Raw genomic sequence first — 13,110 nt, 5'->3', positions numbered from 1 at the left:
GCCCCGTGCGCCGGGGCGCGGTCGTCCACAGGCGTGAACCACTAGTCCTACCTGCATATTTTCCGCTGAATCCCATAGTTATCCACAGGCGCTCGGTGCGACCTGGGGACAAGTCGATATGGCGCACGGGCAAGGTCGACAAATCGCCCCGGTCGCCTCGCGTTCACCCACAGAGCCCAGGCGGGCCCACGTCACCCCAATTCTCGTGATCACCCCTTAAGGCGGGGAATTCCCACTCGGAAGAGTGCACAGGGCGGGTTTGATCGCGATTGGCCGAGGAATGCGTTCGCGATCCACAGATTTTCCACACAGCCTGTGGAAAACAGCAAATCCCAATCCCGGCAATTAGGGCAAAGCGACACGCAAGGCTATATCCGGTTGGGGTGTCACGAGCCCGCACCGGTAGCCTGGTGGGGTGATTGACCTTCGCCTGCTCCGTGAGGACCCCGACCGTGTTCGCGCCTCCCAGCGCGCCCGTGGAGAGGACGTCGCCCTCGTCGACGCCCTGCTCTCCGCCGATGAACGGCGCAGGTCGTCCGGCGTCCGCTTCGACGAGCTCCGCTCCGAGCAGAAGGCGCTCGGCAAGCTGATCCCCAAGGCCACCCCCGAGCAGCGCGCCGAGCTCCTGCAGAAGGCCGAGCAGCTCAAGACCGACGTCAAGGCGGCCGAGGCCGAGCAGAACGAGGCCGACGAGACCGCCCGCGCCCTCCTGCTCCAGCTCGGCAACATCGTCCACGCGGACGTGCCCGTCGGCGGCGAGGAGGACTTCGTCGTCCTCGAGACGCACGGCACCATCCGCGACTTCGCGGCCGAGGGCTTCGAGCCCAAGGACCACCTGGAGCTGGGCGAGGCGCTGGGCGCCATCGACGTCGAGCGGGGCGCCAAGGTCTCCGGCTCGCGCTTCTACTACCTGACGGGTGTCGGCGCCCTGCTGGAGCTGGCCCTCGTCAACGCGGCGATCGCGCAGGCGACCGAGGCCGGGTTCATCCCGATGCTGACGCCGGCGCTGGTCCGCCCGCGCGCCATGGAGGGCACCGGCTTCCTCGGCCAGGCCGCGGAGAACGTGTACCACCTGGAGAAGGACGACTTCTACCTCGTCGGTACGTCCGAGGTGCCGCTCGCCGCGTACCACATGGACGAGATCATCGACGCCGACAAGCTGCCGCTGCGCTACGCCGGCTTCTCGCCGTGCTTCCGCCGCGAGGCCGGTACGTACGGCAAGGACACCCGGGGCATCTTCCGGGTCCACCAGTTCGACAAGGTCGAGATGTTCTCGTACGTCGCTCCGGAGGACGCCGAGAACGAGCACAAGCGGCTCCTGGACTGGGAGAAGCAGTGGCTGACCAGCCTCGAGCTGCCCTTCCAGGTCATCGACGTGGCCACCGGCGACCTCGGCTCCTCGGCCTCGCGGAAGTTCGACTGCGAGGCGTGGATCCCGACGCAGGGCAAGTACCGCGAGCTGACCTCGGCGTCGAACTGCGACGGTTTCCAGGCGCGCCGCCTGTCCGTGCGGATGCGTGACGAGCGGAACGGCAAGAAGGTCGTGCAGCCGCTGGCGACGCTGAACGGCACCCTGTGCGCCGTACCGCGCACGATCGTGGCGATCCTGGAGAACCACCAGCTGGCGGACGGCTCGGTGCGCGTGCCGGAGGTGCTGCGGCCGTATCTGGGTGGCCGCGAGGTCCTGGAGCCGATCTCCAAGTGAGCCCGTCCCCGTTCCCGTACAAACTCGTCGCGACGGACCTCGACGGCACGCTGCTGCGGTCCGACGAGTCGGTCTCGGAGCGTACGCGTGACGCCCTCGCCGCCGTGGTGGCGGCGGGGGCGGCGCACATCGTCGTCACGGGCCGCTCCGTGCCCTGGACCCGGCACATCCTCGACGACCTCGGCTACGAGGGGCTCGCGGTGTGCGGTCAGGGCGCGCAGGTCTATCACGCGGGTGAGCGCAGGCTGCTGACGTCGGTGACCCTGGACCGGCAGCTGGCCGGCCTGGCGCTGTCGAAGATCGAGGCCGAGGTCGGGCCGCTGGCCCTGGCCGCCAGCCGCGACGGCCTGGACGGCGAGGTGCTGGTCAGCGCCGACTACCGGCTCCAGGAAGGGCCGCTGCCGGTGGTCCTCTTCGAGGACCCGACGGAGCTGTGGTCCGCCCCGCTGAACAAGCTCTACATCCAGCACCCCACCCTGTCGGACGACGAGCTGGCGAGTGCCGCCCGGCAGACGGTCGGCAGCCTGGTGGACGTGGTCATGGCGGGAGCGGGGATAGTGGAGATCCTTCCGCTGGGCCTGACCAAGGCCACCGGTCTGTCGCTCGCGGCGCGCAGGCTGGGTGCGAAGGCGGCGGACACGATCGCCTTCGGCGACATGCCGAACGACATCCCGATGTTCGGCTGGGCGGCGCGGGGCGTGGCGATGGCGAACGCGCACGAGGCCCTGAAGGCGGTCGCGGACGAGGTGACGACGTCGAACGAGGAGGACGGCATCGCGGTCGTCCTGGAGCGTTTGCTCGCTCGGTAGTCCTGTACGGGGGTACGGGTCGGCTGGTACGGGCGCCACGGGCGCCACGGGCGCCACGGGCGCCACGGCGGAGGATGCGCGGATCGAACGCGCGCGGGGGTGACCCCGACGACGGCTTAGCAAGCCGCTGCCTTACCACTCGGCCAATCCTCCGGGTGGGCGGCCCGCGCGGAGAACGTCGCGCGCTCGAAGCGGCCGCCCCGGCGGCGCTAGGGGGCGCCGCCCTGCAGGGAGCTCGACGGACTCGAACTCCGGCTCGAACTGGTGTCGGTCATCGTCGCGCTCCTCCCCGGCCTCCTGGCGGGTGTCCCCCGCACAACCACTGTGCGCCCAGGGCTCGTTCGCGCGCCACCGAATTAGCCGAGCGGCCGGACATGCGTACCGGGTGACGAACGCGCCCACGACCTGGTCGGTCGGGACGGTCCGCCACCCGGAACCCGGAAGCCGGGAAGCTGGAAACCAGGAACCGCTAGAAACCAGGAACCGCTAGAAATTGATCATGTGTCCGGCCAGACCGTGGATCGCTTCCTTCACGGCCTCGCCCAGCGTCGGGTGTGCGTGGACGTTCCGCGCGACCTCGTGGACCGTCAGGTCCCACTGCTGCGCCAGCGTCAGCTCCGGCAGAAGCTCGGTGACGTCCGGGCCGATCAGGTGGGCGCCGATGATCTCGCCGTACTTCCCGTCGCTGATGATCTTGACGAAGCCGGTCGAGTCGCCGAGGCCGTGCGCCTTGCCGTTCGCCGTGAAGGGGAACTTGGCGACCTTGACGTCGAAGCCCTTCTCCCGCGCCTGCGCCTCGGTCCAGCCGAAGCTGGCGATCTGCGGCTGGCAGTAGGTGGCGCGCGGGATCATCGGGTAGTCCAGCTCCATGGTCTCGGCGTCCCCGATGGTCTCGGCGGCGACGACACCCATGGACTCGGCGGTGTGCGCGAGCATCAGCTTCGCGGTCACGTCGCCGATGGCGTAGATGTGCGGCACGTTGGTGCGGCAGCGGCCGTCCACCTCGATCGCGCCGCGCTCGGTCAGCGCCACGCCGGTGTTCTCCAGGCCGTAGCCGGAGACGTTCGGGGCGAAGCCGATGGCCTGCAGGACCTTGTCGGCCTCCAGGACCTTCTGCGCGCCGTCCTTGCCGGTGACGGTGACGCGGACCTGCGGGCCGGACTCGTCGATCGTCTCGACGCGCGTCGAGGTCAGGACGTCGATGCCGAGCTTGCGGTACTGCTTGGCCAGCTCCTTGGAGACGTCGGCGTCCTCCAGCGGCGCGATCCGGTCCAGGAACTCGACGATGGTGACCTTCACGCCGTAGTTGTGGAGCACGTACGCGAACTCGATGCCGATCGCGCCGGCACCGGCGATGATGATCGACTGCGGCACGTCCTCGGCGACGATCTGCTCCTCGAAGGTCACCACGCGCTCGCTGCGGGACGTGCCGGGCAGCAGGCGCGGGGTGGCGCCGGTGGCGATGATGCAGTTGTCGAACGTGATCGTCTGCGAGGTGCCGTCGGACGTGGCGACCTGCAGGGTGTTCGCGTCGACGAAGGTGCCGCGCCCGTCGAACTCGGTGATCCCGTTCTTCTTCATCAGGAAGTGGACGCCCTTGACCCGGCCGTCCGCGACCGTGCGGCTGCGGCGGAACGCCTCGCCGTAGTCGAAGGAGACCGTGCCGTCGACCTTGATGCCGAAGGTCTTCGCCTCGTGGTTGAAGATGTGGGCGAGCTCGGCGTTGCGCAGCAGCGCCTTGGTGGGGATGCAGCCGACGTTCAGGCAGACACCGCCCCAGTACTTCTCTTCGACGACCGCGACCCGCTTGCCCAGCTGGGCGGCGCGGATGGCGGCGACGTAGCCGCCGGGGCCAGCTCCGAGTACGACGACGTCGAAGCGGTCTGACATGACTGACTCCCGAAGGTGGTGAGGGTGTTCGTGTCCGCGTACGGGCCCCACAGTAGTCCGGTGCCCCTCGCGCGGTCAGTTGTAGGATGACTGGGCAACCGGGCGAATACTCAGGTGGAGTGGTGATGGCGCTGAAGGCCGCGGGGCGTACCTCGTTGGTGGACTCCGTGGTGGAGCAGCTGCGCGAGCAGCTCGCGGAGGGCGAGTGGCAGGTCGGGGACCGCATCCCGACCGAGCACGAGCTCGCCGAGCAGCTGGGCGTGGGGCGCAACACGGTCCGCGAGGCCGTACGGGTTCTGGTCCACGCCGGTCTTCTGGAGTCCCGCCAGGGCAACGGCACCTTTGTCAGGTCGACCGCCGATCCGGCCGCCGTCCTGCGCGGAGTACGCCACGCGGGCGCGCGGGACGTCATGGAGCTGCGGATGGCCCTGGAGGCGGAGGCGGCGCGCCTCGCGGCGGTACGGCGGGACACCCATGACCTGCTGCGGCTGCGGGCGGCGCTGACGACCCTCCGCGAGGAGGGCGACCGAGACGCGGACGCGGACATGGCCTTCCACCTCGCCGTCGTCGAGGCCACGCACAACACGGCCTTCATCGAGGTGTACCGCTTCTTCTCCACGCAGGTGCACGAGGTGCTGGTGGAGGCGCTCGGCGACCGGGAGATGCCGCCGGTCGACATCGACGCCCACGAGGCGCTGGTCGCGGCGATCGAGGCGGGGAACGCGGAGAGCGCGGAGGCCGGGGCGCGGGAGCTGCTGCGGGTCCCGATGGAGACGATCACGGCGCTGACGGGAGAGGCGACGGGCGAGGCCGGGACAGCTGGGGCGGCGCGGACGGGTGCGGCCTCGACGGGCAAGGCGCGGACGGATGCGGCGGCGCGGACGGGTGCTGGCTCGGCAGGCGAGGTCCGGACGGGTGAGGGTCTGTGAGGACCGAGTCCCGGCCGCCGGTCCTCGGGGCCGAGGCCGATGTCCTCCCTTCGCCCCGAGGAGCCGCCGGGCGAAGGGCGTTGCTCGCCCACCCCGCCCTGCTGCTGGTCGGCATCGTGCTGGCCTCGCTCAACATGCGGGCCGCGCTCGCCAGCGTGTCACCGCTGGTGGGCGAGATCGCGGCGGCCTTCGGCCTGTCGTCGACGGCCAGTTCGCTGGTGACGTCCGTACCCGTGCTCTTCCTGGGCCTCGGCGCGCTGGTGGCGCCCTGGCTCGGACGGCGCTTCGGCGTCGAACCGGTGCTGCTCGCCGCGCTGGTCCTGCTCGGCGCCGGCATCCTGGTGCGCGCCCTGCCCTCGGTGTACGCGCTGTACGGCGGCGGCGTCCTGGTCGGCACGGCGATCGCCCTGCTCAACGTTCTGATGCCGGGCCTGATCAAGCGGGACTTCCCCGACCGGGCCGCGTCGATGACCTCGCTCTACACGGGCGCGATGATCGCGGGCGCGACGGTGGTGGCGGCTGCCTCGGTGCCGCTGGAGGAGGCACTCGGCGGCGGCTGGGAGGCGTCCCTGGGGTTCTGGTCGCTGCTCGCGGCGCTCGCCGCGCTGGCCTGGCTGCCGCAGGTCCTGATCGCCAGGGGCCGTACGGAACATGAGGTACGGGCCGTCCCCGCGGCGCCCGCCAGGAGCGTCTGGCGCTCGGCCCTGGCATGGCAGGTCACGCTCTTCATGGGGCTGCAGTCACTCTGGTCGTACGTGCTGATCGCCTGGATGCCCACGATCTTCACGGACCACGGGATGAGCCGCTCGACGGCCGGTGTGATCTTCGCGTTCAACAACCTGATCCAGGTGGCGGGCGCGTTCGCGGTGCCGCTGCTCGCGGGCCGGATGCGGACGCAGCGCCCGCTGGTCGTCCTCGTCACCGCACTGGTCGCGGCGGGCTACGCGGGGCTGATGACCGCCCCGGTGCAGGGGGCCTGGCTGTGGTCCGCGCTCCTTGGCGTCGGGCAGGGCGGGGCGGTGGGCCTCGCCCTGACCCTGATCGTCCTGCGGTCGGGCGACGCGGTCACCGCCTCGCGGCTCTCCGGCATGGCCCAGACCGTCGGCTATCTGCTCGCCGCGGCCGGACCGCTGGCCGCCGGCGCGGTCCACCAGGCGACCGGCTCCTGGACGGTGCCGATCGTCCTGGTGCTGTGCGTCTGCGCGGCGGCCCTGGGGGTCGGACTGCTCGCGGCCAGGGACGCCAAGGTCTGAGGCCCGGCCCGGGGGCCTCAGCTCCTACTCCTCGCCCGCCAGCTTCAGCGTCCGGAGCTTCTGGCCCGCGTACCAGGTCGCGAGGACCGTCACACCGACCAGCAGCGCCACCGCCGTCGACAGGCCGACGTCCGAGGTGACCAGGCCCTCGCCGCTGACCTTCTGGGCGACCGCGAGCGCCCACTGCTGCACGCTGAGCGTCTTCGCCCCCGAGATCAGGGATCCGAACAGAGCCTCCCAGACCAGCGCGTAGACCAGCCCGATGACCACCGCATGGCGGCTGACCGTGCCGAGCAGCAGGAAGAGCGCGCTGTACGCGATGGAGGCCACCAGCGCCGCGACGGTGTACGCCACCGCCACCTGCTGGCCGTTGCCGTTGAGGATCAGACCGGCGACGAAGGTGGGGACCGCCGAGAAGACCATGGTCACCGCGATGGCGACGATCAGCTTGGTGAAGATGATCGTGGGCCGCTTCACCGGCTTGGAGAGCAGATAGACGATCGAACCGTCGTCGATCTCCGGGCCGATCGCGCCCGTACCGGCGATGACGCCGATCAGCGGGACCATCGTGGCGAGCGCGAAACCGCCGAGGACGTCGGCCGCGATCTGGTCGTCAGCGCCGTTGAACGCCCGTACCGCCGCGGCGATCAGGAGCAGCAGCGCGGGGAGCGCGAAGAGGATCAGCGCCCGCCGGCGGCCGAGCAGGGCCCGGTAGGTGAGCCGGGCGACTGTGGGGTTGTACATCGGTCAGGCTCCTTTCAGGCCGCTACGAGGTACGAGAAGACCGATTCGAGGGACTCGTCCGACGGCGAGACCGTCAGCAGCCGGACCCCCTGCTCGCGGGCGACCCGGGGCAGCAGTTCCGTGAACCGTCCGAAGTCCACCGCCTGGATGCGCAGGGCGCCTTCGGCGAGGTCGACCTCGATGCCGGCCGTGGACGGGTCGGCGATGAGCGCGGCAGCGAGCGCCCGGTCGTCGCTGGACCGTACGAGATAGCGGTGCGGCCGGTCCGTCATGAGCCGGCGGATCTTGCGGAAGTCGCCGGAGGCGGCATGGCGCCCGGCCACGATCACCTCGATGTGCGAGGCGAGCTGCTCGACCTCCTCCAGGATGTGCGAGGAGAACAGCACCGTGCGGCCCGCCGAGCCCATCCGGCGCAGCAGGTCCATCAACTGCATGCGCTGGCGCGGGTCCATGCCGTTGAACGGCTCGTCGAGCAGGAGCACGGCCGGGTCGTGGACGAGGGCCGAGGCCATCTTCACGCGCTGCCGCATGCCCTTGCTGTACGTGGCGATCTTGCGGTCCTGCGCGTACTCCATCTCGACCGTGGCGAGCGCGCGTTGGGCCTCCACGGCGCCCAGCCCGTGCAACTCGGCGTTGGCGACGACGAACTCGCGCCCGGTGAGGAAGTCGTACATCGCCTCCCGCTCGGGGACGACGCCGATCTTCCGGTAGACGGACTCGTTGCGCCAGATCGCCTCGCCGTCGAGGGTGACCGTGCCGGTGGAGGGAGCGAGGAAGCCGCCCATCATGTTGATGAGCGTCGACTTCCCGGCGCCGTTGGGGCCGAGAAGGCCGGTGACGCCTGGGCCGACGGTCATCGTGACGTCGTTGACGGCGACGACGTTGCCGAACCACCGCGAGGCGTGGTCGATGGAAAGAGTGCTCATGGGCGCGGCCCATCCTTTGGCAGGGTGGTGGTGGGCGACGGGAGGGCGGTCACGGTCACAGCCCGACCTTTCGGTAGCGGCGCATCAGGACTCCGTACGAGCCGGCGATGAGCGCGAGGACGACCAGCAGGTACACCACACCGACGCCGGCGCCCGGTCCGACTCCTTCCCCTCCGGGGAAGGAGGTGGTGGCGCCGAGGAAGGCGGTCTGCACTCCGTCGATGAGCGTGATCGGCGAGAACAGGCCCATCCACTGGATGGCGTCGATGTTGTCCGTGCCGTAGGCGATGCCCTGGAGTGTGGAGACCGCGCCGTAGGAGATCACCAGGGTGGCGATGACGGCGGCGACGCCGAAGCCGCGCCGCGGGGTGAGCGCGGCCATGACCAGGCCGATGCCGCCGAAGAGCAGGGAGAGCAGTGCCACGGAGACGAGCCCCTGACCGAACCCCTTGGCCTGGTCGGCGAAGTCCAGCTTCGCGAGCAGCGAGCCGACGAAGAGGATCAGCAGCGGCGCGGCGGTGAGGACGAAGAGCGCGGAGGCCATCGCCCCGTACTTGGCGAGGACGTAGTCGGTCCGCTCGATCGGCCGCGAGAAATAGAGCGGCACCGTCCGGAACCTCAGGTCCCGGGAGACGGACTGGGGGGCCTGGGCGGCCAGGTAGATGAAGATCACGAGCTGGAGGTAGATCGCGTAGGCGGTGTAGTCCACCGGCAGCTTCGACGCCTTGGTGACGACCGCCACCGCCACGATGATCAGCGCCGGAACGCACATCACGGCGAAGAGGATCATCGGGAGCACCTTGGACTTGGCGCTGCGGCCCAGTCCGTACGCTCCGCGCAGCGACTGCGAGAACAGCGCGCGGCGCGCGTACGCCCGGCCGAGGCGCGGCCCGTCGTAGCTGCGGTAGCCGATGTTGTGGATCTGAGTGGTCTCGGGGGCCTGGGAGCTCATCGCGCCGGCACCTCCTCCTGCTGCTGGGCGTCGGGGCGGAAGACCTCGGCGATGTGGTGGCGCCGCTGTTCCATCCGTACGAGTCCGAGGCCGAGGTCGGCGACGGTGTCACGGACGAGGTCGTACGTCTCCTCGCCCGCGGCCTCCAGGAGGAGGACGTGACCGGCGCCCGGCAGGCCGTCCTCCACGCCCTCGTGGAGGGTGACGCCCGCGGCGGCGAGCGCGGCACGCAGGGCCTGGGCGCCGTCGGGGTGGGTGTCGGAGTCGGTGACCTCGACCGCGAGGGTCGTGGTGGTCTGGGTGAAGTCGCTGGTGGAGCTGGAGCGCAGCAGCCGGCCGCCGTCGATGACGACGACGTGGTCGCAGGTGCGCTCGAGCTCGCCGAGGAGGTGGGAGGTGACGAGGACCGAGATGCCGAAGTCCGTCCAGACCCGTCGGATCAGGCCGAGCATCTCGTCGCGGCCCACCGGGTCGAGGCCGTTGGTGGGCTCGTCGAGGAGGACCAGCTGCGGGTCGTGGACCAGCGCCTGGGCCAGCTTGACCCGCTGCTTCATGCCGGTCGAGTAGCCGCCGATGGGGCGGTACCGCTCCTCGTACAGACCGACATGGCGCAGCGTGTCGGCCGTCCGCTCACGGGCGGCGGTGGCGGGCAGGCCCGACATCCGCGCCATGTGGACGACGAGCTCGGTGGCCGAGACGTCCGGCGGGAGGCAGTCGTGCTCGGGCATGTACCCCACGCGCTCACGGATCTGGGCACCGGAGGTGGCGACGTCCAGGCCGAGCACCTCGGCGCGGCCCTCCGTGGCGGGGGACAGGCCCAGCAGGATTTTGATCATCGTGGACTTGCCGGCTCCGTTGGCACCCACCAGTCCGGTCACACCGGGCCCGATGTCCAGGGAGAGCCGGTCGAGGGCGGTCACCCGGGGGAACCGCTTGCTGAGGCTTTCGGTGGCGATCACAGTCACGCTTCGACGGTAGTGGCGCACACCACAGCAGTCGTCAGCCCAACGGCTCGTTCCGTATCCGACTCCAGGTGTACGAACCCGTAGGGGAGTCGAGACCAAAGTCGTTTTCCACAGGTCTGCTGCACACCCCTTGACGCAGCCGCCGGGCATTGTCACATTCATCAGTGTCAAGTTACGACCGCGTAGCGCACACGCATGCTCACGGGACGGGCGGGTGGCATGACCTCAGCAGTGGCAAGCGAACTGACCGCGGAACTGCGGGGGTTCAGGGAAGTGCAGCGCCTCTCCTACGAGTGCGCGGAAGCCGTCGCGGCCCAGCTCAGACCGGGGGTGACCGAGCGCGAGGCCGCGAAGATGCAGCGCGACTGGCTGTACGAGCGAGGTGTACGGGACTGGTTCCACCGGCCCTTCGCCTGGTTCGGCGACCGGACGGCCTTCGTCGACTTCAAGATCCCTCTGCAGTTCTTCCCGACGAACCGCCGCCTCGAGGCGGGGATGCCGTTCATCCTCGACATGGCCCCCGTGTACAAGGGCTACACCTCGGACATCGGATACTCCGGCTGCCTGGGCCTCAACCCCGTGCACGACAAGCTGCTCGCCGATCTGAAGGCGCACCGCGAGCTGATCCTGAGCGAGGTGCGCCAGCGCCGCCCACTGCGGGAGATCTACGGGAGCGTGGACCGGCTCATGGTCCGCCAGGGGTACGCCAACCGGCACCGCGCGTATCCGTTCGGCGTGATCGCGCACAAGATCGACCGGGTGAAGGAGCGCCGCTGGTCGCCCACGCTCTTCGGCTTCGGCACCCAGTCGCTGAAGGGGCTCGCGAGCGACGCGATCCACGGCCACCGCGACGGCTGGTCACCGCTCTGGTCCCCGTACAAGTTCTCCGACCACCCGCCCCGGCCGGGGCTGTGGGCCGTCGAACCGCACCTCGGCTTCCGGGGCACGGGCGCGAAGTTCGAGGAGATCCTCGTCGTCACCGACTCCAAGGACCCCGAGCAGAGCGCGTTCTGGCTGGACGACGACCTGCCGCACGTGCGGCGCTGGAACGAGAGGGACGCGTGATGGCCGGGCTGAAGGGCGCGCGGGAGCGCTGGATCCGTACGGGCGGCATCGAGCTGTGCGTCGCCGAGCTGGGTGACGCGAGCCGGCCGACCGTGCTGCTCGTCCACGGATATCCGGACTCCAAGGAAGTCTGGTCGGAGGTCGCGCACCGGCTCGCCGAGCGGTTCCACGTGGTGCTGTACGACGTCCGGGGCCACGGCCGGTCCACGGCGCCGGCCCCGCTGCGCGGCGGGTTCACCCTGGAGAAGCTGACGGACGACTTCCTGGCGGTCGCCGACGCGGTGAGCCCGGACCGGCCCGTGCACCTGGTCGGGCACGACTGGGGCTCGGTGCAGTCCTGGGAGTTCGTGACCGTCCCGCGCACCGAGGGCCGCATCGCCTCCTTCACCTCGATGTCGGGCCCCTCGCTGGACCACTTCGGACACTGGATCAAGCAGCGGATGGCCCGGCCCACCCCACGCCGGGTCGGCCAGCTCCTCGGTCAGGGCGCCAAGTCCTGGTACGTGTACATGCTGCACACCCCCGTCCTGCCCGAGCTCGCCTGGCGCGGCCCCCTCGGCAAGCAGTGGCCGAAGCTGCTCCAACGGGTCGAGAAGATCCCCGCGGGCGACTACCCGACGCCGTCCCTGCCCAACGACGCGGCGCACGGCGCCTGGCTCTACCGGGACAACGTCCGCGCGCGACTGAGCCGTCCGCGCGCCGACGCGTACGCGCACGCGCCGGTCCAGCTGATCACGCCGACCGGTGACATCTTCCTGTCGGAGCGGCTCTACGACGACCTCGCCACCTGGGTGCCGGACCTGACCCGGCGCTCCCTGCCCGCCAAGCACTGGGTGCCACGGACCCGCCCCGACCAGCTCGCCGCCTGGATCACCGAGTTCGTGGACAGGAACGAGGACCCGTCGGTGAAGGCACCCGCGCCGGCGGCGAAGAGCCCGGCGAAGCCGGAGCACACCGAGCGGTTCGGTGGCCAGCTGGTCCTGGTGACCGGGGCCGCGAGCGGCATCGGCCGGGCCACCGCCTTCGCCTTCGCCGAGGCGGGCGCGCGGATCGTCGCCGTCGACCGGGACGGCGAGGGCGCGGCGCGCACGGCGGAGATGTCACGGCTGATCGGCGCGCCCGATGCCTGGGGCGAGACCGTCGACGTCAGCGACGAGCAGGCCATGGAGAAGCTCGCCGTGAAGGTGGCGAGCGAGTACGGAATCGTCGACGTCCTGGTCAACAACGCCGGCATCGGTCTGTCGGGCTCGTTCTTCGAGACCACCACCGAGGAGTGGAAGAAGGTCCTGGACGTCAATCTCTGGGGCGTCATCCACGGCTGCCGGATCTTCGGCGGGCAGATGGCCGCGCGCGGCCAGGGCGGGCACATCGTCAACACCGCCTCCGCCGCCGCCTTCCAGCCCTCCCGGGCCCTGCCCGCGTACGGCACCTCCAAGGCGGCCGTGCTCATGCTGAGCGAGTGCCTGCGCGCCGAACTGGCCGGCCAGGGCATCGGCGTCTCGGCGATCTGCCCCGGCATCGTGAACACCAACATCACCGCGACGGCCCGGTTCGCCGGAGTCGGCGAGGAGGAGCAGAAGCGCCGCCAGAAGGAGGCCTCCCGCCTCTACGGTCTGCGCAACTATCCGCCGGAGAAGGTCGCGGAGGCGATCCTGCGCGCGGTGGTGCGGAACCAGGCCGTCGTCCCCGTCACCCCGGAGGCGCGCGGCGCCCACTTCCTGTCCCGCTTCGCCCCGAGGACCCTGCGGGCGCTGGCCCGGTGGGAGCCGCCGGCGTGAGCGCCGGGGCGCGCCCGGACTTCCGGCGGCCGTACGATCCCTCCCGTGCCCCAGGGGGCACGGGGGAGGGCGCGGCGGGTCGCGCCGTGAGCGG

Annotated in this window: 11 protein-coding genes and 1 tRNA gene; 6 read left to right on the top strand and 6 right to left on the bottom strand. The window is 70.5% G+C overall.

The genetic code is table 11. The features are described 5' to 3' along the window. Positions 1-415 precede the first annotated feature (415 nt). A complete protein-coding gene (gene serS / locus ACFYV5_RS15655; RefSeq protein ID WP_355110771.1) occupies positions 416-1,705 on the top strand; it encodes a serine--tRNA ligase in 1,290 nt (429 codons plus the stop codon). Beyond that, positions 1,702-2,514, top strand: a complete 813-nt coding sequence (locus tag ACFYV5_RS15650; RefSeq protein ID WP_355110770.1) for an HAD family hydrolase — start codon at positions 1,702-1,704, stop codon at positions 2,512-2,514. Before serS ends, ACFYV5_RS15650 begins: the two co-directional genes overlap by 4 nt. A gap of 68 nt (positions 2,515-2,582) precedes the next feature. On the opposite strand, the gene ACFYV5_RS15645 is transcribed toward ACFYV5_RS15650, so the two are convergent. Together ACFYV5_RS15645 and lpdA are read right to left on the bottom strand one after the other, a co-directional pair. Continuing rightward, positions 2,583-2,667: transfer RNA gene (locus tag ACFYV5_RS15645), tRNA-Ser, on the bottom strand. A gap of 333 nt (positions 2,668-3,000) precedes the next feature. Further along, positions 3,001-4,404, bottom strand: a complete 1,404-nt coding sequence (gene lpdA, locus ACFYV5_RS15640) for a dihydrolipoyl dehydrogenase (protein ID WP_389168654.1) — start codon at positions 4,402-4,404, stop codon at positions 3,001-3,003. Between the two features lie 125 nt (positions 4,405-4,529). On the opposite strand from lpdA, the gene ACFYV5_RS15635 reads away from it, so the two are divergent. Both ACFYV5_RS15635 and ACFYV5_RS15630 read left to right on the top strand, forming a co-directional pair. Beyond that, positions 4,530-5,333, top strand: coding sequence for a FadR/GntR family transcriptional regulator (locus ACFYV5_RS15635; protein WP_389168652.1), 804 nt, complete (start codon positions 4,530-4,532; stop codon positions 5,331-5,333). Further along, positions 5,330-6,586, top strand: a complete 1,257-nt coding sequence (locus tag ACFYV5_RS15630) for a CynX/NimT family MFS transporter (protein ID WP_389168650.1) — start codon at positions 5,330-5,332, stop codon at positions 6,584-6,586. Before ACFYV5_RS15635 ends, ACFYV5_RS15630 begins: the two co-directional genes overlap by 4 nt. Before the next feature lie 24 nt (positions 6,587-6,610). Here ACFYV5_RS15630 and ACFYV5_RS15625 read toward each other — a convergent pair whose 3' ends face one another. From ACFYV5_RS15625 to ACFYV5_RS15610, 4 genes are read right to left on the bottom strand one after another with little or no spacing between them, the layout of a single operon-like run. After that, positions 6,611-7,330, bottom strand: a complete 720-nt coding sequence (locus tag ACFYV5_RS15625; protein ID WP_355110767.1) for an ABC transporter permease — start codon at positions 7,328-7,330, stop codon at positions 6,611-6,613. A 14-nt stretch (positions 7,331-7,344) separates the two neighbouring features. After that, positions 7,345-8,256 (bottom strand): ABC transporter ATP-binding protein, encoded by a 912-nt coding sequence (locus tag ACFYV5_RS15620; RefSeq protein WP_389168647.1) that lies wholly within the window; start codon positions 8,254-8,256, stop codon positions 7,345-7,347. A gap of 55 nt (positions 8,257-8,311) precedes the next feature. Next, positions 8,312-9,208 (bottom strand): ABC transporter permease, encoded by an 897-nt coding sequence (locus ACFYV5_RS15615; RefSeq protein WP_355110765.1) that lies wholly within the window; start codon positions 9,206-9,208, stop codon positions 8,312-8,314. After that, the gene (locus tag ACFYV5_RS15610) at positions 9,205-10,167 is read right to left on the bottom strand and encodes an ABC transporter ATP-binding protein (RefSeq protein ID WP_389168957.1); all 963 of its coding nucleotides are present in this window, start codon (positions 10,165-10,167) and stop codon (positions 9,205-9,207) included. Before ACFYV5_RS15610 ends, ACFYV5_RS15615 begins: the two co-directional genes overlap by 4 nt. A gap of 225 nt (positions 10,168-10,392) precedes the next feature. On the opposite strand from ACFYV5_RS15610, the gene ACFYV5_RS15605 reads away from it, so the two are divergent. Further along, a complete protein-coding gene (locus ACFYV5_RS15605; protein ID WP_389168644.1) occupies positions 10,393-11,238 on the top strand; it encodes a M24 family metallopeptidase in 846 nt (281 codons plus the stop codon). After that, a complete protein-coding gene (locus tag ACFYV5_RS15600) occupies positions 11,238-13,016 on the top strand; it encodes an SDR family oxidoreductase (protein WP_389168642.1) in 1,779 nt (592 codons plus the stop codon). Before ACFYV5_RS15605 ends, ACFYV5_RS15600 begins: the two co-directional genes overlap by 1 nt. Positions 13,017-13,110 lie beyond the last annotated feature (94 nt).

This window comes from Streptomyces sp. NPDC003035 (genome assembly GCF_042888285.1).
In the GTDB taxonomy this organism is placed as follows: domain Bacteria; phylum Actinomycetota; class Actinomycetes; order Streptomycetales; family Streptomycetaceae; genus Streptomyces.
This window is presented reverse-complemented; position numbering and strand designations above follow the sequence as displayed.

What these genes read in the sequence shown, in the direction of transcription:
- ACFYV5_RS15620 (WP_389168647.1), bottom strand. Translation starts at nt 8,256, where the DNA reads ATGAGCACTCTTTCCATCGACCACGCCTCGCGGTGGTTCGGCAACGTC.
- lpdA (WP_389168654.1), bottom strand. Translation starts at nt 4,404, where the DNA reads ATGTCAGACCGCTTCGACGTCGTCGTACTCGGAGCTGGCCCCGGCGGC.
- ACFYV5_RS15625 (WP_355110767.1), bottom strand. Translation starts at nt 7,330, where the DNA reads ATGTACAACCCCACAGTCGCCCGGCTCACCTACCGGGCCCTGCTCGGC.
- ACFYV5_RS15635 (WP_389168652.1), top strand. Translation starts at nt 4,530, where the DNA reads ATGGCGCTGAAGGCCGCGGGGCGTACCTCGTTGGTGGACTCCGTGGTG.
- ACFYV5_RS15600 (WP_389168642.1), top strand. Translation starts at nt 11,238, where the DNA reads ATGGCCGGGCTGAAGGGCGCGCGGGAGCGCTGGATCCGTACGGGCGGC.
- ACFYV5_RS15615 (WP_355110765.1), bottom strand. Translation starts at nt 9,208, where the DNA reads ATGAGCTCCCAGGCCCCCGAGACCACTCAGATCCACAACATCGGCTAC.
- ACFYV5_RS15605 (WP_389168644.1), top strand. Translation starts at nt 10,393, where the DNA reads ATGACCTCAGCAGTGGCAAGCGAACTGACCGCGGAACTGCGGGGGTTC.